At 45.4% G+C, this 20,734-nt stretch carries 19 protein-coding genes; 14 read left to right on the top strand and 5 right to left on the bottom strand.

Features of this window, described 5'->3' with window-relative positions:
• The first annotated feature begins 2 nt into the window (after positions 1-2).
• The 6 genes from clpP to J8Z23_RS04680 all read left to right on the top strand — a co-directional run bounded on the left by clpP (position 3) and on the right by J8Z23_RS04680 (position 7,496).
• Positions 3-629, top strand: a complete 627-nt coding sequence (gene clpP / locus J8Z23_RS04655) for an ATP-dependent Clp endopeptidase proteolytic subunit ClpP (protein ID WP_005382347.1) — start codon at positions 3-5, stop codon at positions 627-629.
• Between the two features lie 70 nt (positions 630-699).
• On the top strand, positions 700-1,980 hold the full coding sequence (gene clpX / locus J8Z23_RS04660; protein WP_005390528.1) for an ATP-dependent protease ATP-binding subunit ClpX: 1,281 nt from the start codon (positions 700-702) through the stop codon (positions 1,978-1,980).
• Positions 1,981-2,109: 129 nt separating this feature from the next.
• Positions 2,110-4,461 carry an endopeptidase La gene (gene lon / locus J8Z23_RS04665; protein ID WP_005390529.1) on the top strand — a complete coding sequence of 784 codons (2,352 nt, stop codon included), beginning with the start codon at positions 2,110-2,112 and terminating at the stop codon, positions 4,459-4,461.
• A 191-nt stretch (positions 4,462-4,652) separates the two neighbouring features.
• Positions 4,653-4,925, top strand: coding sequence for an HU family DNA-binding protein (locus J8Z23_RS04670; RefSeq protein ID WP_005382341.1), 273 nt, complete (start codon positions 4,653-4,655; stop codon positions 4,923-4,925).
• 201 nt (positions 4,926-5,126) lie between these two features.
• The gene (ppiD, locus tag J8Z23_RS04675) at positions 5,127-6,986 is read left to right on the top strand and encodes a peptidylprolyl isomerase (protein ID WP_005390530.1); all 1,860 of its coding nucleotides are present in this window, start codon (positions 5,127-5,129) and stop codon (positions 6,984-6,986) included.
• A gap of 225 nt (positions 6,987-7,211) precedes the next feature.
• Positions 7,212-7,496 carry a ComEA family DNA-binding protein gene (locus tag J8Z23_RS04680; protein WP_031780151.1) on the top strand — a complete coding sequence of 95 codons (285 nt, stop codon included), beginning with the start codon at positions 7,212-7,214 and terminating at the stop codon, positions 7,494-7,496.
• A 98-nt stretch (positions 7,497-7,594) separates the two neighbouring features.
• On the opposite strand, the gene rrtA is transcribed toward J8Z23_RS04680, so the two are convergent.
• Positions 7,595-8,146, bottom strand: coding sequence for a rhombosortase (gene rrtA / locus J8Z23_RS04685; RefSeq protein WP_047009480.1), 552 nt, complete (start codon positions 8,144-8,146; stop codon positions 7,595-7,597).
• A gap of 3 nt (positions 8,147-8,149) precedes the next feature.
• On the opposite strand from rrtA, the gene J8Z23_RS04690 reads away from it, so the two are divergent.
• A complete protein-coding gene (locus tag J8Z23_RS04690; protein ID WP_047009479.1) occupies positions 8,150-8,764 on the top strand; it encodes a tRNA-uridine aminocarboxypropyltransferase in 615 nt (204 codons plus the stop codon).
• A 6-nt stretch (positions 8,765-8,770) separates the two neighbouring features.
• Here J8Z23_RS04690 and J8Z23_RS04695 read toward each other — a convergent pair whose 3' ends face one another.
• The 3 genes from J8Z23_RS04695 to J8Z23_RS04705 form a co-directional block, all read right to left on the bottom strand.
• On the bottom strand, positions 8,771-10,093 hold the full coding sequence (locus J8Z23_RS04695; protein ID WP_258586672.1) for an anti-phage deoxyguanosine triphosphatase: 1,323 nt from the start codon (positions 10,091-10,093) through the stop codon (positions 8,771-8,773).
• A 15-nt stretch (positions 10,094-10,108) separates the two neighbouring features.
• Positions 10,109-10,693, bottom strand: a complete 585-nt coding sequence (gene yfbR / locus J8Z23_RS04700; protein ID WP_047009477.1) for a 5'-deoxynucleotidase — start codon at positions 10,691-10,693, stop codon at positions 10,109-10,111.
• A gap of 90 nt (positions 10,694-10,783) precedes the next feature.
• Positions 10,784-11,998, bottom strand: a complete 1,215-nt coding sequence (locus J8Z23_RS04705) for a pyridoxal phosphate-dependent aminotransferase (protein ID WP_005390543.1) — start codon at positions 11,996-11,998, stop codon at positions 10,784-10,786.
• Between the two features lie 217 nt (positions 11,999-12,215).
• Between J8Z23_RS04705 and J8Z23_RS04710 the strand changes: the two genes are divergently transcribed.
• The 7 genes from J8Z23_RS04710 (at position 12,216) to J8Z23_RS04740 (ending at position 19,728) form a co-directional block, all read left to right on the top strand.
• Positions 12,216-13,523: an isochorismate synthase gene (locus J8Z23_RS04710; protein ID WP_432596725.1), complete on the top strand. Its 1,308-nt coding sequence runs from the start codon at positions 12,216-12,218 to the stop codon at positions 13,521-13,523.
• A complete protein-coding gene (gene menD, locus J8Z23_RS04715) occupies positions 13,520-15,238 on the top strand; it encodes a 2-succinyl-5-enolpyruvyl-6-hydroxy-3-cyclohexene-1-carboxylic-acid synthase (protein WP_434635139.1) in 1,719 nt (572 codons plus the stop codon). Before J8Z23_RS04710 ends, menD begins: the two co-directional genes overlap by 4 nt.
• Entirely contained in the window at positions 15,225-16,052 is an 828-nt protein-coding gene (gene menH / locus J8Z23_RS04720; RefSeq protein WP_434635141.1) for a 2-succinyl-6-hydroxy-2,4-cyclohexadiene-1-carboxylate synthase, read from the top strand. The genes menD and menH overlap by 14 nt, the downstream gene beginning before the upstream one ends.
• A complete protein-coding gene (gene menB, locus J8Z23_RS04725; protein WP_005390550.1) occupies positions 16,045-16,911 on the top strand; it encodes a 1,4-dihydroxy-2-naphthoyl-CoA synthase in 867 nt (288 codons plus the stop codon). The genes menH and menB overlap by 8 nt, the downstream gene beginning before the upstream one ends.
• Positions 16,912-17,037: 126 nt before the next feature.
• Entirely contained in the window at positions 17,038-18,027 is a 990-nt protein-coding gene (gene menC, locus J8Z23_RS04730; RefSeq protein WP_257082824.1) for an o-succinylbenzoate synthase, read from the top strand.
• Positions 18,012-19,439, top strand: a complete 1,428-nt coding sequence (menE, locus tag J8Z23_RS04735; RefSeq protein WP_301659173.1) for an o-succinylbenzoate--CoA ligase — start codon at positions 18,012-18,014, stop codon at positions 19,437-19,439. Before menC ends, menE begins: the two co-directional genes overlap by 16 nt.
• A 100-nt stretch (positions 19,440-19,539) precedes the next feature.
• On the top strand, positions 19,540-19,728 hold the full coding sequence (locus J8Z23_RS04740; RefSeq protein WP_005390556.1) for a hypothetical protein: 189 nt from the start codon (positions 19,540-19,542) through the stop codon (positions 19,726-19,728).
• Here J8Z23_RS04740 and J8Z23_RS04745 read toward each other — a convergent pair.
• Positions 19,718-20,653, bottom strand: coding sequence for a YeiH family protein (locus J8Z23_RS04745; RefSeq protein ID WP_301659174.1), 936 nt, complete (start codon positions 20,651-20,653; stop codon positions 19,718-19,720). The genes J8Z23_RS04740 and J8Z23_RS04745 overlap by 11 nt on opposite strands.
• Positions 20,654-20,734: the final 81 nt, after the last annotated feature.

Below are 20,734 nucleotides of genomic sequence, written 5' to 3' on the forward strand. Positions count from 1 at the left end.
ATATGAGCTACCAAGAAAAAAATGCAATGTCGCCAATTATGGACGCGCTAGTACCAATGGTGGTTGAACAAACTTCCCGCGGCGAACGCTCTTACGACATCTACTCACGTCTGCTGAAAGAGCGCGTGATTTTTTTAACGGGTCAAGTGGAAGACCACATGGCAAACCTTGTCGTGGCTCAGCTACTTTTCCTAGAATCTGAAAATCCAGATAAAGATATTTTCCTATACATCAACTCGCCAGGCGGCAGCGTAACAGCTGGTATGTCTATCTACGATACCATGCAGTTTATTAAGCCAAATGTTAGCACTGTATGTATGGGTCAAGCATGTTCAATGGGTGCCTTCCTGTTAGCGGGTGGTGCGCCAGGTAAGCGTTACGTACTGCCTAACTCTCGTGTAATGATCCACCAACCATTGGGTGGTTTCCAGGGTCAAGCTTCTGATATCCAAATCCATGCTCAGGAAATCCTGACCATTAAGCAGAAGCTAAACAAGTTGTTAGCAGAACATACTGGCCAACCTCTTGAAGTCATTGAGCGCGATACTGATCGTGATAACTTCATGTCATCAGAGCAGGCTGTGGAATACGGTATCGTGGATGCAGTGTTAAGCCACCGCGGCGAGTAATTAGCCAGCGCATTTTGGCAAAAATTGATATACACTCATTCATGAAGAGTAAAGGCTAAGAGGTTAGCGAATGACAGATAAAAGCAAAGAAAGTGGCAGCGGTAAATTGCTGTACTGTTCTTTCTGCGGCAAAAGTCAGCACGAAGTTCGCAAGCTAATCGCAGGTCCGTCAGTGTACATTTGCGACGAGTGTGTCGACTTATGTAACGATATTATTCGCGAAGAAATCAAGGATGTTCTCCCTAAGAAAGAATCTGAAGCGTTACCAACGCCAAAACAGATCCGTGAACACCTTGATGACTATGTGATCGGGCAAGATTACGCGAAAAAAGTGCTCGCAGTTGCGGTATATAACCACTACAAGCGTTTACGCAATGGTGATACAACGAGTGAAGGTGTGGAGCTTGGTAAAAGTAACATCCTTCTAATTGGCCCAACAGGTAGCGGTAAAACACTGCTTGCTGAGACATTAGCTCGATTCTTGGATGTGCCATTTACAATGGCAGACGCAACCACACTAACCGAGGCCGGTTATGTGGGTGAAGACGTTGAAAACATCATCCAAAAGCTTCTGCAAAAATGTGATTACGATGTAGCTAAAGCTGAACGCGGCATCGTTTACATTGATGAAATTGATAAAATTTCACGCAAAGCTGAAAACCCATCTATTACGCGTGACGTATCTGGTGAAGGTGTTCAGCAGGCGCTACTAAAACTTATCGAAGGTACGGTTGCTTCGGTTCCACCTCAAGGTGGTCGTAAGCACCCTCAGCAAGAATTCCTACAAGTGGACACGTCGAAGATCCTGTTCATCTGTGGTGGTGCATTTGCTGGCCTAGATAAGGTGATTGAGCAGCGTGTTGCAACAGGTACAGGTATTGGCTTCGGTGCTGAAGTTCGTTCTAAAAACGAATCGAAGACCGTGGGTGAGCTATTTACTCAGGTTGAGCCTGAGGATTTAGTGAAGTACGGACTCATTCCAGAATTCATTGGTCGTCTTCCTGTGACAACAACACTGACTGAGCTTGATGAAGAAGCGTTGATTCAGATCCTATGTGAACCGAAGAACGCATTAACCAAGCAATACGCAGCATTGTTTGAGCTTGAAAACGCCGAACTTGAGTTCCGAGAAGATGCGCTGCGCGCTATCGCTAAGAAAGCAATGGAGCGTAAGACAGGTGCTCGTGGTTTACGCTCGATCCTTGAAGGCGTATTACTGGAAACCATGTACGAACTGCCATCTGCGACAGACGTAAGTAAGGTCGTGATTGATGAGTCCGTCATCAATGGTGAGTCAGAGCCATTGCTTATTTATAGCAACTCAGACAATCAGGCCGCAGGAGCAGAATAAATTCAGCCGTAATGAAAAAGGAGGTAAGTAATTACCTCCTTTTTTTATTTCTCTTATTGAATCCAAACAATTAGCCCCCATATAAATCGATAAGTAATACGTAAACGTGAAAGCGGAAGAGAGAATTATATGAACTTGGAACGTTCCGAGCGTATCGAGATCCCGGTACTACCTCTACGTGACGTAGTGGTCTACCCGCACATGGTTATTCCATTGTTTGTTGGTCGTGAGAAATCGATTAGCTGTTTAGAAACGGCGATGGAAACCAACAAACAAGTTCTTCTTGTGGCACAAAAGCAAGCTGATACTGATGAGCCTACGGTTGACGACCTATTTGAAGTAGGTACGGTAGCCACCATTCTCCAGCTACTGAAGCTTCCGGATGGCACAGTAAAAGTACTGGTTGAAGGCCAGCAACGTGCGAAAATCAATCACTTTAAAGAGAGTGACTTCTTCCTAGCGGAAGCGGAATTTGTGGTTACGCCAGAATTGGATGAGCGTGAGCAAGAAGTGATTGTTCGCAGTGCGATCAATCAGTTTGAAGGCTTTATTAAGCTAAACAAGAAGATTCCACCAGAAGTTCTCACCTCACTCAACGGTATCGACGAAGCGGCTCGCTTAGCGGATACCATTGCAGCTCATATGCCGTTGAAGCTGGTGGATAAGCAGCAAGTACTTGAAATTGTTGATGTCACTGAGCGTCTGGAATTCCTAATGGGCCAGATGGAATCAGAGATCGATTTGCTGCAAGTTGAAAAACGCATTCGTGGTCGCGTTAAAAAGCAAATGGAAAAATCTCAGCGTGAGTACTATCTGAATGAGCAAATGAAAGCGATTCAGAAAGAACTTGGTGAGATGGAAGACGCACCAGACGAGTTCGAAACGCTGCAGAAGAAGATTGACGAATCAAAAATGCCTCAAGAGGCACGTGAAAAGACTGAGCAAGAGCTGCAAAAGCTTAAGATGATGTCTCCAATGTCTGCCGAAGCAACAGTGGTTCGTAGCTACATCGATTGGATGGTCAGCGTGCCTTGGGCTAAACGCTCAAAAGTTAAGAAAAATTTAGCGAAAGCAGAAGAGATTCTTAATGAAGACCACTACGGTCTAGAGCGCGTAAAAGAGCGTATTCTTGAATACTTGGCGGTTCAAAACCGAATCAATAAGTTAAAAGGTCCAATCCTTTGTCTTGTTGGTCCTCCAGGTGTGGGTAAAACGTCTCTTGGTCGTTCAATTGCTTCTGCTACAGGTCGTAAGTACGTTCGTATGGCGCTGGGTGGTGTACGTGATGAAGCAGAAATTCGCGGTCACCGCCGTACTTACATTGGCTCATTGCCAGGTAAATTAATCCAGAAGATGTCGAAAGTTGGCGTGAAGAACCCATTGTTCTTATTGGACGAAATCGACAAAATGTCTTCAGATATGCGCGGCGATCCGGCATCAGCGCTACTAGAAGTACTTGATCCTGAACAGAATAACTCGTTCAACGATCACTACTTAGAAGTGGATTACGACCTTTCTGACGTTATGTTCGTTGCAACCTCGAACTCGATGAACATTCCAGGTCCATTGTTAGATCGTATGGAAGTTATTCGTTTATCTGGTTACACCGAAGACGAGAAGCTGAACATTGCAAAACGTCACCTTGTTGATAAGCAGGTGAAGCGCAATGGTCTAAAACCGGATGAGATCATCATTGAAGACTCTGCGATTATTGGCATCATCCGTTATTACACTCGTGAAGCGGGTGTCCGTAACTTAGAACGTGAGATCTCTAAGATCTGCCGTAAAGCCGTGAAGAACATCTTGCTGGATAAAGACATCAAGTCAGTCACGGTAACGATGGACAACCTAAAAGAGTACTTGGGTGTTCAACGTTTCGATTACGGTAAAGCGGATGAAAGTAACCGAATTGGTCAAGTGACAGGTCTAGCTTGGACAGAAGTGGGTGGCGACCTGCTAACGATTGAAACTCAATCCATGCCAGGTAAAGGTAAGCTGACGCAAACGGGTTCTCTTGGTGACGTGATGCAAGAGTCTATCCAAGCCGCAATGACAGTAGTTCGCTCTCGTGCAGAAAAACTGGGTATCAATACTGACTTCTACGAGAAGAAAGATATTCACGTGCACGTACCGGAAGGCGCGACGCCAAAAGATGGCCCAAGTGCGGGTACTGCAATGTGTACTGCCTTGGTTTCTGCTCTGACAGGTAACCCTGTGAAAGCAGAGGTAGCGATGACGGGTGAAATAACACTGCGTGGTGAAGTCCTACCTATCGGTGGCCTAAAAGAGAAGTTACTTGCGGCACACCGTGGCGGCATTAAGACTGTGCTAATTCCAAAAGACAACGAGCGTGATTTGGAAGAGATTCCTGATAATGTTATCGCTGATCTGGAAGTCATCCCTGTACAGTGGATTGATGAAGTACTGAAAGTCGCACTAGAGCGAGACCCGACGGGCGTTGAGTTTGAGTCTCAAAAATAGTGATGTGCAGCAAAAATAAGTAAAAGTTTACGCTGATAAGTCTAAAAAGGCTTGTCAGCGTTTTTTTTGGGCGCTAAGTTAGTTTCGATAGCTGCCAGCCCTTGACGAATAAGGGATGGAGCATATTTTCTTAACAATGGAACGAAAGTCATCACAAAAATAATCACAGATGACACAAAGGGGAAATTACAGTGAATAAAACTCAGTTAGTAGAACAAATCGCAGAAAATGCAGACATTTCTAAAGCGTCAGCGGGTCGTGCTCTAGATGCATTCATCGAAGCAGTAAGCGGCACTCTTCAGTCTGGTGATCAAGTTGCTCTAGTTGGCTTTGGTACATTCAGCGTTCGTACTCGTGCTGCACGTACTGGTCGTAACCCAAAAACTGGTGAAGAAATCCAAATCGCAGAAGCAAAAGTACCAGCTTTTAAAGCTGGTAAAGCACTGAAAGACGCTTGTAACTAATCACAGCGTTAATTCTGTAACCGGCCATTTGCTTAACTTTTGCTCAAACAATAAGTTTCGAACAAAAATTTACAAACTTCGAGCCGAACTTTCTTAAATTATGCGCATCATACTGATGCGCATTTCTTTTTCTGATATTATTGCGCCATTATTTCTATTAGATAGAAGCAGTAGGCTTCAATTGTGGAGAGCAGTTAAATTATGATGGATCGACTACGCGAAGGCGTGAATAGCATCGCGGTCAAAATTATCCTTGGGCTTATCATCCTGTCTTTCGTATTTGCAGGTGTGGGTAGCTACATCGTTAGTGGTAACAACAACTCTGCAGCGAAAGTCGGTAACACTGAGATTCCTCGTGGTGAGTTCGAGATGGCATACCAAAATGAGCGTAACCGTATGCAAGCTCAGTTGGGTGACTACTTCTCTCAAATGCTGGCTGACCCTGCATATGTTGAATCTTTCCGCAAATCCGTTTTAGATCGAATGATCAATGACGTGTTGCTTGACCAACAAGCAGAAGCTTTAGGTCTGCGAATCAGCGACACCCAAGTTCGCAGCATGATTCTAGACATGCCTCAATTCCAATCTAATGGTCAGTTCGATCAAGAGATCTATCAAGCTTCTCTGCGTCGTGCAGGCTTTTCGCCAGATTCTTTTGCTGAGTACATGCGTCGTGAATTGGTTCGTGAACAACTGCTGAATGCACTACAAAACAGTGAATTTATTCTGCCAGGTGAAGTACAGGCAGAAGGTAAGCTGTTCACTCAAACTCGTGATATTCGCACGATTAAAATCGACTTAGCAGAGTTTGCGAAAAACATTGAATTGACTGACGAAGAAATTCAACAGTACTACAAAGCAAACCCTGACAACTTTACTCGCCCAGAGCAGGTTAAAGTCGCTTATATCGAACTGTCTGCTGAAGCGCTAAAGGAACAAGTTAATGTTTCTGATGCTGAGGTGAAAAAGTACTACGATGAGCACTTAAACAAATACTCTTCAGAAGAGCAGCGCCGTGTCGCTCATATTCTTGTAGAAGGGGACGATGAAGCAAAAGCGCAGGCTATCTTAGATGAGCTAAATGCGGGAGCAGATTTTGCGACGCTTGCTCAAGAGAAATCTGACGATTTTGGCAGTGCTGAAAACGGTGGTGACTTAGGTTGGATTGAGCGTGATGTGATGGACCCTGCTTTTGAAGAAGCGGCATTCGCGTTGAAGAATCCAGGCGATACGTCGGGTCTAGTAAAGTCGGACTTTGGTTACCATATTATCAAGCTTGAAGAGCTAAAAGACTCTGTGGCGAAGCCATTTGAAGAAGTTGCCGCTGAAATCAAACAAGAAATGGTTGACCAACAAGCAGTTGATCAATTCTACGAGCTACAAAGCGAGCTTGAGCGCGTAGCGTTTGAATACCCAGACTCATTGTATGACGCTTCTCAAGCGGTTAACCAAGAAGTGAAGACAACGGACTTTATTTCTCAAGTTGACGCACCTGAAGTGCTTCGTAACCCTGCGGTAATGCAAGCTATCCTTAGCCCAGAAGTAAAAGAAGATGGCTTAAACTCTGAAGCTATCGAAGTTGCACCTGAACATATTATTGTTGTTCGTGTTGAAGACGCACGTGATGAGACGGTTCTTCCACTAGAAGAAGTGAAAGATCAGGTTATTGCAGAGCTATCTCGCGTTAAGGGTGAGCAAGATGCGATGGAACTTGGTACACAGGTTGTTGCTGCATTGAAAGAAGGTAAGACAGATGTGCTTACTGAAAACAACCTTGCATTTGGTGAACAAGAGACAGTAGATCGCCGTTCTCCGTTGGCAACAACGGTATTCGCGATGGCAAAACCAGTCGATGGTAAGCCAGTATATGGTCAGTCTAAAGATCTTGAAGGTAACATTGTTATCATCGAGCTTGATGCTGTAAATGCTGAGCTAGATAGTGAGTTAGAAGAGCAAGTTGCGATGCAAATGCAGCGTGCATCTTCTCAGCAAGACCTATCATCTGTGCTAGCTGTACTGCGCGCAAACACTGACATTGAGTACTTTATTGTGAGCAACTAAGCACAATTAGTGTAATTTGCATGTTAACTAAAACGGACCGCATAAGCGGTCCGTTTTATTTTTGTCTTTATTAACTTCAATCATCAATAAGCATTACTTAAATTAGTGCGCGTTTAAGTGATACCAGTCATTGCGAATATCGGGTCATCTAGGTTTGTTAACTGGATAGTGACTTGCTACTGGTGACTGGTTTTAGCCTACTATTTTGGAGATTGTATGTTCAATATGAAATGGATTTTGACATTGTGCTTATTTGTTTTTGCGCCTTTTAGCATGGCTGCGGATTCAGCCACTGACAAATATGAAGGAATTGAAATTACCGTAAATATCAACACGGCCTCTGCTGAAGAAATAGCGACCATGTTGAAAGGTATTGGTGAGAAGAAAGCGCAGAGTATCGTGGACTACCGCGAGGAGCATGGCCCTTTTAAAACGGCAGCAGATTTGAAGAGCGTAAAAGGCATTGGTGAAGCGACAGTTAAGAAAAACGAAGACCGCATTTTACTGTAGCTTGATGTATTTCAGATATTGAGTCTGAATTCAGAACAATATCTGTTTCCCTATTACTGCTTTCCCGAACCAACCCCTCTTTCGTGGTTCGGGATTTTTTATCCGAATAAACGACGGCGAAAACCTTTTTCCATTAGAGCCATTGTTAACCCACCGAAGGCACCAAATAAATGAGCATCAATAGCAACGTTTGCGCCGATAAGCGCAGCAGTGCTGCTGGATGGACCATAGATCTGCTCCCATGCTACTTTGGCAATAAGCCCTCCGACCAACAACAGGCTGCTTCTTCTGCTTTCAAAGACTTCTCTGAGTGCCCAGAATCCAAATAGACCGTGTAGTACGCCAGATAATCCCACGTACACCGACATATTGGTAAACAAATTCATTGCGCCAACAAATGCACACAAGAGTGAGAAAACGATAAGGAAGTTGCGAGTGCTTGGACGAAAAATAAAAGTAATGATCCACAATCCTGCCAGGTTCATCCCTAAGTGCGCAAAGTTGGTATGTGTGAGATTTCCTGTTACGATTCGCCACCATTCGCCATGGCGTATATTGTAGCTGTGCCACTCGGTTAGGCTTGCCATTGGTTCGAATTGAAGTATCAAACAGATCACGCTGATAATACTCAGCAAGGTATAAAGGTTCACTCTATGTCTCGTTATTGTTCTCGTTGTGGAAAATCGCAAAAAGCGTGTATTTGCCAATGGATTGTACCGTTGGCAAGCGAGGTAGAACTTATCATTCTTCAGCACACGAGTGAAGAACATCGTCCGCTTGGTACGGCACGGATTCTCAATTTGAGTTTAGATAACTGTATTTGTCTGATAGGAGAGGACTTTTCTGGTGATGATGTCTTAAATCACTTGTTGGCGGATGAATCATATCAACATTTTGTTCTTTACCCATCGGAACAGTCACGATGCATCTCTGAAATCAATCAAGTGAGCCGTAGTGTATCTAAGAAAATACGTTTGGTTTTGCTCGATGGGACGTGGAAAAAAGCGTACAAAATGTGGCAGCTTTCTAGCAATTTACATCCACTCCCAACCGTGCAATTACCGAAGCAATTGCAAGGGCATTACACCATTCGTAAGGCGCCCTCTGAGAATAGCTTATCGACAGTCGAGGCGGGTTATCATTCGCTTCGTTTGCTTGAACCCGAGAGAGACTTTACACCGCTTATGCATGCCTTTGAAAAGATGATCGAATTCCAAATCGCCCAGATGCCGCCGGGCGTATTTGAAAAGAATTACTTGAAAGGTTGAGTGTGACTAAAGAACGATGGAAGAGAATAGCTGACGGTGTAGCTTTTGCGCGTGACCATCGGTCATTGCAGAAATATAATCGGCGATGACCCTCATCTTATTGCTCTCGCTCTTTGCCTGACACCACAGATCTTTTGTATGAACGGGTAGTAATCGCTCTGGGTCTGCTGTTAACGCTTCAAAAATATCCATAATAATTTGCTGACCCTTATACTCAACGATCTGGACCTGCGGGACTTGGATAACGAAGGTGCTGACAAAGTGCTTGAGTACGTCAAGTGCACGTGCCATCTGTGGTTCTAAACACGCATTCCAAGACAGTAACGGGTTATTAAACGGCTCATCCACCGCTTTGATTGAAATGCTGGTCAGTAGCGCGTTAACCATACCACCGATGGCATCTTTCCGTTCATGATGCTTACCACTAAATAGCATCTGTCCGATGGAATCGATATGTGCTTCAAACCACGGGTCGCCACAGTCCGCTAATTGACTTGCTGCGCCTTCTTGCCATTGCTGACGTGTCACCATACCAAGCACGATTGCATCTTCTAAATCATGAACGCCGTAGGCGATATCGTCCGCTAGCTCCATGATTGAGCAATCGAGTGATTTAAAACGCGTTTTACTGTGCTCAAACTCCGATTCTGGTTTTGAGCGCATTAGGCTAAGCAATGCCTTGTCGTTGTCAGAAAGCGGTGCAATTACCCAATCAAATAAGTCTTTGTCACAATCATAAATACCCTTAGCTGGGCTCCAATCTTTTGCTTTTAGTTTACGTTGGTGCTCGGCTGGTTGAGGCAACTTGACGGAGCGTGTTTGACTAATGAGGGCAGGGTACTTAATCAAACCAAGCAGTGTGCGGCGTGATAAATTCATTCCGAAATGCTCGGTATAAGGCTCTAACTTAGTGACTATACGAAAGGTTTGGGCGTTCCCCTCGAAGCCGCCATGTTCGCGCATTACGTAGTTTAGAGCGACTTCTCCCCCATGACCGTATGGAGGATGCCCGATGTCGTGCGCCAAACATAATGAATCAATTAAGCTGTCTGATGGTAATAGATCACGGAACTCTGGTTGTTTTTTCTTTAACTGGGCGACGATACCGGTCCCGAGTTGCGACGCTTCTAAGGAGTGTGTTAACCGACTGCGGTGAAAGTCTTCCAAGCTATTGCCGTGTACTTGGGTTTTTGCTTGTAAGCGTCGAAATGCAGCCGAGTGAAGAATGCGCGCTCGGTCTCTTTGGTACGGGCTTCGATGGTCGTCACGACGTATTTTATGCTCATCATCATGGCGCTCTTGCCATTGCGGGTGTAATTCAAACGACACGATTATCTCCGTAAGCTAACTGATTTCATCTAACGATAATTCGAAACTTGGGGCAAAGGTATTGAGGAAGTAATCCATTTCAGGCGTTCTACGTTCTTGCAAAGTGATGTCTAAGCGTTTTTTTGCCAGAGCGAACTCATGATTGCCTGCGCTTAGTTCTTCGAGACATTTTAAATAGGCACAGATGGAGTCGGCTTGCTTGACGATTTTTGCGTCCTCTTCGTGTGCAGAGTGGGAAAGAAGGTAGGGGGCAAAATCATCTTGGAACTCTTCCGGTAACATTGAGAGTAATTTTTGTTCCGCTGCCGATTCTATCTTCTTATATTCTTTGGCAATTTCAGGGTTGTAATACTTCACTGGGGTTGGAAGGTCACCCGTTAATACTTCGCTGGAGTCATGGTACATGGCAAGAATCGCGATGCGTTCTGGGTTCAGGTTGCCGCCGAACTTTTTGTTTTTAATGAGGGCAAGGGCATGAGCGACAAAAGCAACTTGTAAGCTATGCTCTGAAACGTTTTCTGGTGAGACGGACCGCATTAAAGGCCAGCGTTGGATCAGCTTCATTCGAGCCAGGTGAGCGAAAAAATGGCTTTCTTTCATGGCTTTCTCCGTTTCTGGTGTAAAAAAGGAACTCACTAGGAGTTCCTCTAAGCATATGAGAGATCAGCACTAATTACTACCAGTGATTCATTACTGGCTGTAGGTTGATAGGAATCGCTCAAAACGTCCAATGGCGATTTCTAGATCTTCAACGTGTGGCAGTGTCACGATGCGGAAATGGTCTGGTTTTGGCCAGTTGAAACCGGAACCTTGCACCAGTAAGACCTTCTCTTGTTTTAAGAAATCTAAAACCATCTGCTGATCGTTCTTGATGTTGTACATTTTTGTGTCGATTTTCGGGAAGAGGTACATCGCACCCTTAGGTTTGACACAAGAAACACCAGGAATCTGATTGATCAGTTCATACGCTCTATTGCGCTGCTCTAATAAGCGTCCGCCAGGTAAAATCAGTTCATTGATACTCTGGTATCCACCTAGCGCAGTTTGAATCGCATGTTGCATTGGTACGTTTGCACATAAACGCATCGATGAAAGCAACTCCAAGCCATTCACGTACCCTTGAGCTAGATGTTTAGGCCCCGTTAGGAACATCCAGCCACCACGGAAACCGCAAACACGGTAGGCTTTTGAAAGGCCATTGAATGTCATGACGAGCACGTCTTCAGTGAGTGTTGCGACTGAGGTATGTGTTGCACCGTCGTACAACACTTTGTCGTAGATCTCATCTGCGAAAATGATCAGTTTGTGCTGGCGCGCGATTTCAATCACTTCAAGTAGGAAATCACGGCTATATACCGCACCTGTCGGATTGTTCGGGTTGATCAGAACAATGCCACGTGTCTTTGGTGTGATTTTCTTTTTGATGTCTTCAAGATCTGGGTACCAGTCTGCACCTTCATCACATAGGTAATGAACCGGCTTACCGCCTGATAGTGCAACTGAAGCTGTCCACAACGGATAATCAGGTGCTGGGATCAGCATTTCGTCGCCATTATTTAACAGCGCTTGCATGGCCATCACGATCAGCTCAGACACGCCGTTACCCACATACACATCTTCGACATCTAGCGAGCGGATACCTTTACGTTGATAGTGTTGGACCACGGCTTTACGAGCAGAGTAAATGCCTTTGGAATCACAATAGCCTTGAGAAGTCGGCAGATTACGAATCACGTCGACTAAAATCTCATCAGGGGCGTCAAAACCAAATGGGGCAGGGTTACCAATGTTTAGCTTTAGGATTTTATGCCCTTCTTCCTCCATGCGCTTAGCATGTTTGAGTACAGGACCCCTAATGTCGTAGCAGACATTATCGAGTTTTGACGACATCCCGATATTTTGCATTGTATAATTCCTAAAAATTCGTTAATTTCTTTATTAAAATACAATAATTTGTTTTTTATTAGAATATATATCTGTAAATTATCTGTTTGCTGGTTAAGTTTTGCTCGTTTGCTATCACAGGATTTTGCAAAAGATCGCATACGACCTTGATTTGCTTTGGGTCTAAACTTAGAGTAGCCGTCAGTTACCATTTATCCTCACATACTACGAGGTTGATTTGTCACAGTTCCATCAAGCCGTAAAGAGAATTATCGAGCGAGTTCAGCAAGCGGAAGGCAATCAAACACGTCTGGTCGAGCCCCTGAGCGAGAAACCTAATTTCTCATTTATTGATTGGCTTGATGCACAACCACTTTTCCCTAAATTCTACTGGCAGTCCCGCGATACTCGTGAAGAGGTCGTTGCACTAGGGCAATTACACGCTTTTGTTGAGCCAGGCCCTGCTTATACCATTCTAGGTGAAGGGCAACGAGTCTGGGGCGGACGCTCTTTTGACGGCCAGCATGAGAAAAATCGTCGCTGTATGCCTTCTTTCTTCTTTTTGCCTCAAATTGAGTTAATTCGTTTTGATCAACAATGGTCTCTCGCAGTTAATATTTCAGAAGACAAAGCGCGAACCCTAGCAGGACTGCATAAACTGGTTTGTGAGGTCGCGACCTTAGCTCCGATTTCTTCTCACATCCGCTCTATTGTTCATACGCCAAGTCAGCCTCAATGGAATGAGTTAGTTCATAAAGTTCTGACTGGTATAAAGAATGATGATTTTAAGAAAGTGGTATTGGCGCGTCGCTCTACCGTGCAGCTTGATAACACATTAAGTGCCGCACAGTTGCTGAAAGCGAGTTACTTAAATAACCATCATAGTTTCCATTTCATGCTGAGCTTAGACAGCAAGCACAGCTTTATGGGTTCTACGCCAGAACGTTTGTATTCTCGCGTAGGGCATGAACTTCATACCGAAGCGTTAGCAGGCACGATTGGTCGAGGGGACAATGCCACTCACGATATGGAGTTGGCGAATTGGTTATCCCAAGACCAAAAGAACCTCAACGAAAACCAATACGTAGTTGATGACATTATTGATCGCCTATCACCGCATTCCGAAGCGGTTGAAGTGGAGGCCGAGGCAAGTTTGGTTAGACTACGAAAAGTGCAACATCTCAAGCGAAATATTCACGCGAGCTTAAAGACGGGCATAAACGGTGTTCAGTTGTTATCGGCGCTTCAGCCGACGGCGGCGGTTGCTGGCTTACCTCGACAAGAATCCATGCAGTTTATTCTTGATAATGAGCACTTTGCACGCGGCTGGTACGCGGGGTCAATGGGGTACATAAGCCATGAACGAGCAGAGTTTTGTGTCGCGATCAGAAGCGCTCTTGTTCTCGGTGACCAAGTACAACTGTTTGCGGGCGCAGGTATTGTGCCAGGCTCTGTGGCAGAGCATGAGTGGGCGGAACTTGATAAGAAAATGTCGACGTTACTTACGCTGATTTCTGATCACCCCCCGTTGGGAGTCGCATCATGAATCATGACCAAGCGGTGCTCAATCGAATTTGGTCAGAAACCATATTGATTGAGCTTCAGCGATTTGGCGTTAAGCATGTTTGTATCGCTCCTGGCTCTCGTTCTACTCCTTTAACTTTAGAGGCGGCAGAACAGTCCAATTTTTCTATTCATACTCACTTTGATGAGCGTGGTCTCGGCTTTATGGCTCTTGGCTTAGCGAAAGCTACTCAAGAGCCAGTGGCAATCATCGTTACCTCTGGTACGGCAGTGGCGAACTTATTACCAGCCGTTGCGGAGGCTAGGCTTACTGGTGAAAAGCTGGTGCTGCTCACTGCGGATCGTCCGATGGAGCTCGTTGGCTGTGGCGCAAACCAAGCGATTAACCAGTTGGGTATTTTTTCACATCATGTCTCGGCCAGCTTGAATTTACCAAGCCCAACTTTAACAACATCGCTTAATTGGTTGCTGACCTCTGTTGACGAAGTGATGTTTACTCAGCAGCTGCAAGGCAGTGCTGTTCATATTAACTGTGCATTTCCAGAACCTTTGTATTCCAACGGTGCAAAAGCGGATTATCAAACCTACTTAGACTCGGTAGCCGGATGGCGAAAAGGAAGTGGTAGTTATACCCAGCGTTTTAGCCACTTGTCACAGGCGAAAATCCCGTCTTGTGCGGATAAAAAAGGCTTGGTTGTGATTGGCAGCTTACCGCTTGAACAAGCGAAGTCGGCGCAGGCATTTGCACAAAAGATGGGATGGCCGGTACTTGCAGACCCGCAAAGTGGTCTCAGTTCGGATTGGGCGCATTACGATGTATGGCTTCAACTTCCCGAGCTCGCAAACGAGCTTGAATCTTGTGAACTTATTATCCAATTTGGTAGCCGAATCATCTCCAAACGTTTGAACCAGTGGATTGATAAACAAGTTTCGCAAAATCAACAAAGTAAAGACGTTCAATACTGGTATATCTCGCCGCGTATGGACCGTAATAACCAAAATCATCTGGCGCAAATGCACTGGGTTGAGCTTCCTCAAACTTGGGTTTCTCGCATTAGCTTTGAGAAGCCAATATTTGCTGGATGGGCTGATAGGTTAGCGAATGGAGTTAAGCGAGTTCATCAACGTATCGAAGAAGCTTTCCTATCTGATTCAGCGTCTGCCATTGACGAAATTGCGTTGGCAGCAGACATCAACGAGCGCACTAAAAACGCTGATGTCTTTTGGGGTAACAGTTTGTTTGTTCGACTTGTCGATATGTACGGCAAACTTGATGATGTAGAAGTGTTCACTAACCGAGGCGCGTCAGGAATTGACGGTTTGTTTGCTACCGCATCAGGTGTGCAGCGAGCAAGAGGTAATCCGTTACTGATGTATATTGGTGACACATCAGCACTGTATGATCTCAATTCACTAGCGCTGTTTTCTCACAATAAATTGCCGACGGTACTTGTGGTCACAAACAATGATGGTGGCGCAATTTTCGATATGTTACCGGTGCCTCAGGAGCATCGCACTGCGTACTACCAAATGCCCCACGGTTATCAGTTTGAACATGCAGCCAAACAGTTTGGTTTAAAGTATGAGAAGCCAACTACGTTAGAAATGTATCAAGCAATGGTTGCCGAGCACCTGTCGAGCGGTCAAGGCACACTGCTGGTGGAAGTTCAAACCCCACCAAGTCAAGCCGCAGAGTTGATAAAGGCATTTAATAAGAGCCTGCATGCTTCACTCTGAGCGTTTCTCTTCAACTGAAAAACACCAAAGTGGTGATCTTCCCACTCTGGTGTTTTTGCATGGCTTTTTAGGAAGTGGTGCTGATTGGCAAGCTTGTTTGGATGAGCTGACTCGGTTTGAACGAATTGTTATAGACCTTCCTGGTCATGGTCGTAGCCAGTTTACAAAGTGCAACGATCTCGATGATTGCTGCAAACTTCTTAATTCCACACTATCTTTATTATTTCCTCCGCAACAACCACTTATTTTGATTGGTTACTCGATGGGCGGCCGTATTGCGATGCATGGTATTGCCAATCAATGCTTCTCAGATCTCAATATTGTGGGCGCAATTGTTGAAGGGGGAAACTTCGGGCTTCAAACTGAGTCAGAGAAACAGGTGAGATTGGAGAATGATGCTCGCTGGGCAAAGCGTTTCAAAACAGAACCACTTGAACGTGTTTTGAACGATTGGTATCAGCAAGCGGTGTTTTCTTCACTAAACCATGAGCAAAGACAAACATTAATTGCGAAGCGAAGTGATAATCTTGGCTCGGCGGTCGCGAGCATGCTGATGGCAACATCGTTAGCCAAGCAGGTGTATTTGTTGCCCACACTGAAAAAGCAGAATATACCGATGTATTACTTGTGTGGCGCGAAAGACCAAAAATTTAGCCAACTGGCACAACGTAGCGGGTTGGCGTATCGACAAGTTGAAGGCGCAGGACATAACGTTCATCAAGAGCAGCCCCAACAATTTGCGATGCATATTAAGCAAATAATTCAATCTCACTTTGGTGAGAGTAACGAGAACAATGGGAATCACCATGGCTAAAACAGTAGGCATTTCTGAAGAAGAACTTTACGCTCCGGTTCAATGGAAAGATTGCAGCGAGAAATACGAGGATATTCACTACCATAAATCTGAAGATGGTATCGCGAAAATTACCATTGCACGCCCACAAGTGCGTAATGCATTCCGCCCTCAAACAGTAAAAGAGATGATTGATGCGTTGGCAGATGCGCGTTATGACTCTGGTGTTGGCGTGATCATTCTGACAGGTCTAGGTGAAGACGCATTCTGTTCTGGCGGCGACCAGAAGATCCGTGGCGACTACGGCGGCTATAAAGACGAGCAAGGTACACACCACCTAAACGTATTGGACTTCCAACGCGATATTCGAACTTGTCCAAAACCTGTGATCGCATCAGTTGCTGGCTGGGCTGTTGGCGGCGGTCATGTACTGCACATGATGTGTGACCTAACAATTGCAGCGGACAACGCGCAGTTTGGTCAAACGGGCCCTAAAGTGGGTTCATTTGACGGCGGTTGGGGCGCGTCTTACATGGCTCGTATCGTAGGCCAGAAGAAAGCACGCGAAATCTGGTTCCTATGTCGTTTCTATAACGCGCAAGAAGCGTTAGACATGGGCTTGGTCAACACGGTTGTGCCGCTAGAAGAGCTAGAGAAAGAAACCGTTCGTTGGTGTCGTGAAGTTCTTCAGCATAGTCCAATGGCGCTACGTTGCCTGAAAGCAGCATTGAATGCGGACTGTGATGGTCAAGCCGGTCTTCAAGAGCTTGCGGGTAACGCAACGATGATGTTCTACATGACCGATGAAGGACAAGAAGGTCGTAACGCATTCAACGAGAAACGTCGCCCAGACTTCGACAAATTCCCTCGTAACCCATAATTCGTATAAAAAGAGGAGTGTTTTAGCTCCTCTGTTCCATTTTTCCTGAGCGCCTCGCCCTCTGGGAGGCTGGTGGGATTGCTCGCCAGAACGCTCAAATATACGGCATTACATAGGACTCGAATTATGCGTGAAGCGAAAATTTATCGTTATAGCTTGCCCATGGATAGTGGTGTCATCCTGCGAGACAATAAGCTAACTGAACGTGTTGGTTATGTTGTTGCGCTTTCTGAAGGTGACCAAATAGGGCTTGGAGAAGTCGCTCCTCTTCCTGGTTTTAGTTTAGAGAACACCGAAGATGCAGGTATTCAGCTACAGGAACAAGCGGAGCGTTGGGTAGCAGGATTGGATGTGGATTACGCCAACATGTATCCATCGGTCGCGTTTGGTTTATCGATGGCACAGTTAGAGTTGGCTGGTGGCTTACCCCAACAAGGTAAGTATCAAACAGCGCCGCTGTGTACTGGTGACCCAGACGAGCTCATTCCAAAGCTGAACGAAATGGAAGGCGAGAAAGTCGCGAAAGTAAAAGTCGGGCTTTATGAGCCGATTCGCGATGGCATGCTTGTGAACCTTTTTCTTGAATCTATCCCTCAATTAACGCTTCGACTTGATGCAAACCGCGCTTGGACACCAGAAAAAGCGCAGCAGTTTGCTAAATACATTACTCCGTCTCTGCGTCAGCGCATTACCTTTTTGGAAGAGCCGTGCCGCTCTCCTGGCGATAGTCTCTCTTTTGCTATCAATACTGGTATTGCGATTGCTTGGGATGAAACGTTGCAAGATGCGGTTCGTCGAGAGGATTTCCGTCTTGAAGATCTAACTGGTGTGAAAACGATCATCATCAAACCCACACTCATTGGTTCGGTGGATTTTTGTATTACACTGATAGAGAAGGCGAAGTCACTGGGGATGAAAGCGGTTATTAGCTCGAGCATTGAATCCAGTCTCGGTTTAACGCAATTAGCGCGCTTTGCCCAATGGCAGCTGCCTGATGAAGTTCCAGGTTTGGATACGATTGGCCTATTCAAAGCTCAGTTAGAGCAAGGCTGGCCTAAGTGTGAACTTCCCGTTCTTCCTCTGAAAGATCAGGAGATTGTGTGGCATTCTGCATAGACAATGTTGCGAAGGCACCGTGGAAATATTGGGCTCAAACGAGCCCTTTTTCTATTGCGCTCAAGACACCAACAGAAACATTAAACTGGCAACAACTCTCAGTACGTATTGACCAATACGCTCACTATTTGAATGACTTGGGCGTAACGCGGGGAGATGTGCTGACTTTGGTAGGTAAAAACCAAGTCGAAACTCTGCTGTTTTATCTTGCTTCCAAGCAGTTAGGCGCACTTGCCGCGCTGACCATGGTACAACCACTCGATACGTTACAGAGTAAACTTGCGACCCTTTATAAACCTGAACAAACTCGGTTTATCTGGTTTGCTCAGGAGTGCGCTTCGACCTTTTCTGAACATGATATACAAAAACTCAAGGCAACATTGCTTTCACCGCCCTTAGTTTCACAACAAGAGCGTGATGCGGTGATTGAAGATGCCTATCACCATGACAGGCTCGCTTCTGTGGTATTTACCTCTGGCTCGACAGGGGAGCCTAAAGCCGTGGTTCATACACATCGACAACACCTTGCATCCGCAGAAGGCTTGTTGCAAGAGTTCATTTTCACTCAGCAAGATTCTTGGCTATTGTCGCTTCCGCTTTATCACGTCTCTGGATTGGCGATTGTATATCGTTGGCTATATGTCGGAGCGACATTGAAAATCGGTACAGGAAAACTTGTCGAAGATATTCAGGGCGTGTCACACGCCTCTTTGGTTGCAACGCAGCTCAAACGGCTATTGGATGATGATGCTCACTTGTCATTGACGCATGTGCTATTGGGCGGCAGCCACGTTGCTCACGAGTTGGCGTTGCGAGCAACAGGACGAGGGATTGAGGCGTGGTTAGGTTATGGGATGACGGAAGCAGCCTCTACCGTTACCGCAAAGAGAATTGACAGTACCAGTAATGCTGGACACGTATTGAAGCACCGTAAGGTAAAGTTGGTTGACCAACGCATTTTTGTCGGTGGTAAAACATTGGCGGCAGGGTATTTTCATCAAGGTCATGTTACTCCGTTTCTGGATGAGAAAGGCTGGTTCGATAGCAAGGATCTCGGTGAGTGGCAAGGTGACGAGTTAAAGATCATCGGCCGTGCCGACAATCAATTTATCTCTGGTGGTGAGAACATTCATTGTGAAGAGATTGAGGCAGCATTGAACCAAATTGATGGCGTGGTGCAGAGCATAGTGGTTCCAGTCGAAGATGCGGAATTTGGTCATCGCCCTGTTGCTGTGATTCAGACCAATGATTTGCGCAGCAAAGCGGAATATGACCTGCATTTGCAATCCAAATTAGAGAAGTTTAAATGGCCAGTGGAATACCATTTAATGCCACAAGTGCTACTAGAAAGTGGGATCAAAGTTTCTCGGAAGGCAGTGAAGGAGTGGCTATTGCCATCAATTCAGCATTAGTCAATTTTGCTATGTATTAGTCAGAAAGGGAATTTCGTATCCTTATAACTCTGAATCATAATTATGCTTCTTCGAAGAGAGAAAAGGCATAAGGTTCAGGATGGTAAAGCTAGTATTAATTGCGGCGGTAGCACTACAAATTGGTATTGCAATAAGCAGTGAAGGGCTCGCCCGCTCTCTTGCAGAGCTGACGGCCTTTTTGATCGCTATCGCATTGGTTGTTACATACAAAAACAGCAAACTTGAGCCGTCGTCATCTCAACACGATGAGAAGACCACTAATATCTAAACAATAACCAACTTAGAGAAGTGGTTGAAATTAACACCCACAGAGTTACACCAAACAACAGTGGCTTAGCTCCAGCAGACCTCAGCTTCGAAATTGAAATGCTGCAACCAATCAGGAACAGGCACACCATCAAAGCTTGTTTCGCTCCAACGAAAATACCGTGATAGACCATTTCAAATTGAGGGAAGAAGTCGCTAAACGCGATGGCTGCGCAGTACCAAAAAATGAAATAAGGAATAACTAACTTTTTCGTTCCATTCTCTTTCTGGTCTCTCGAAAAGATCACGGCACTGATCAGTGCGACAGGAATGATCCACAAAGCTCGTGCGAGTTTTAACGTTGTTGCTGTAGTTAGTGCTTCTTCACCGTAGGCTGAGGCTGCCCCAACAACAGAAGAAGTGTCATGAATAGCAATCGCGGCCCATGTACCAAATGTGTGTTGATCTAGCCCTAAAGCATGCCCAACCACAGGAAACACGAATAGTGCGATGGAGTTTAGGACGAATACCGTTGCCAGTGCTAATCCAATCTGTTCGTCTTTTGCTTTAATCGCTGGTGCCACCGCGGCAATTGCACTACCACCACAAATTGCTGTACCTGACGAGATTAAGTATGCGGTTACTCGCTCCAACTTAATTATTCTGGCAATGATAGTGCCTATGATCAGTGTGCCCGCAATCGTGGCAATAATCAGACCGATACCATCCGATGTAACGGAGAGTGCTTGCTCAAAGTTGATGCCAAAGCCTAAACCAATAATCGAGTAGGACAACAGCTTTTTAGTAAAAGAAGCAATGGGCAGTTCTGAAGGCACAAAACCAAAACTTGCGAGTAGAAAACCAATAACTAGGGCAATAGGAGAGGAGACAAAAGGGGTTAAGCAAAAGAGTAACGCCAATCCAAACAAGAGGTAGTTTCTATTCAAGGTTTTTATTCGCTGTTGTGAATGAAAGCGCGAGTATATCGCACTGAGTGTGGTCAGTTTGTCTTAATGATTTGAACACAT

The sequence above is a fragment of the Vibrio sp. SCSIO 43086 genome (assembly GCF_051132235.1).
Classification (GTDB): domain Bacteria; phylum Pseudomonadota; class Gammaproteobacteria; order Enterobacterales; family Vibrionaceae; genus Vibrio; species Vibrio diabolicus.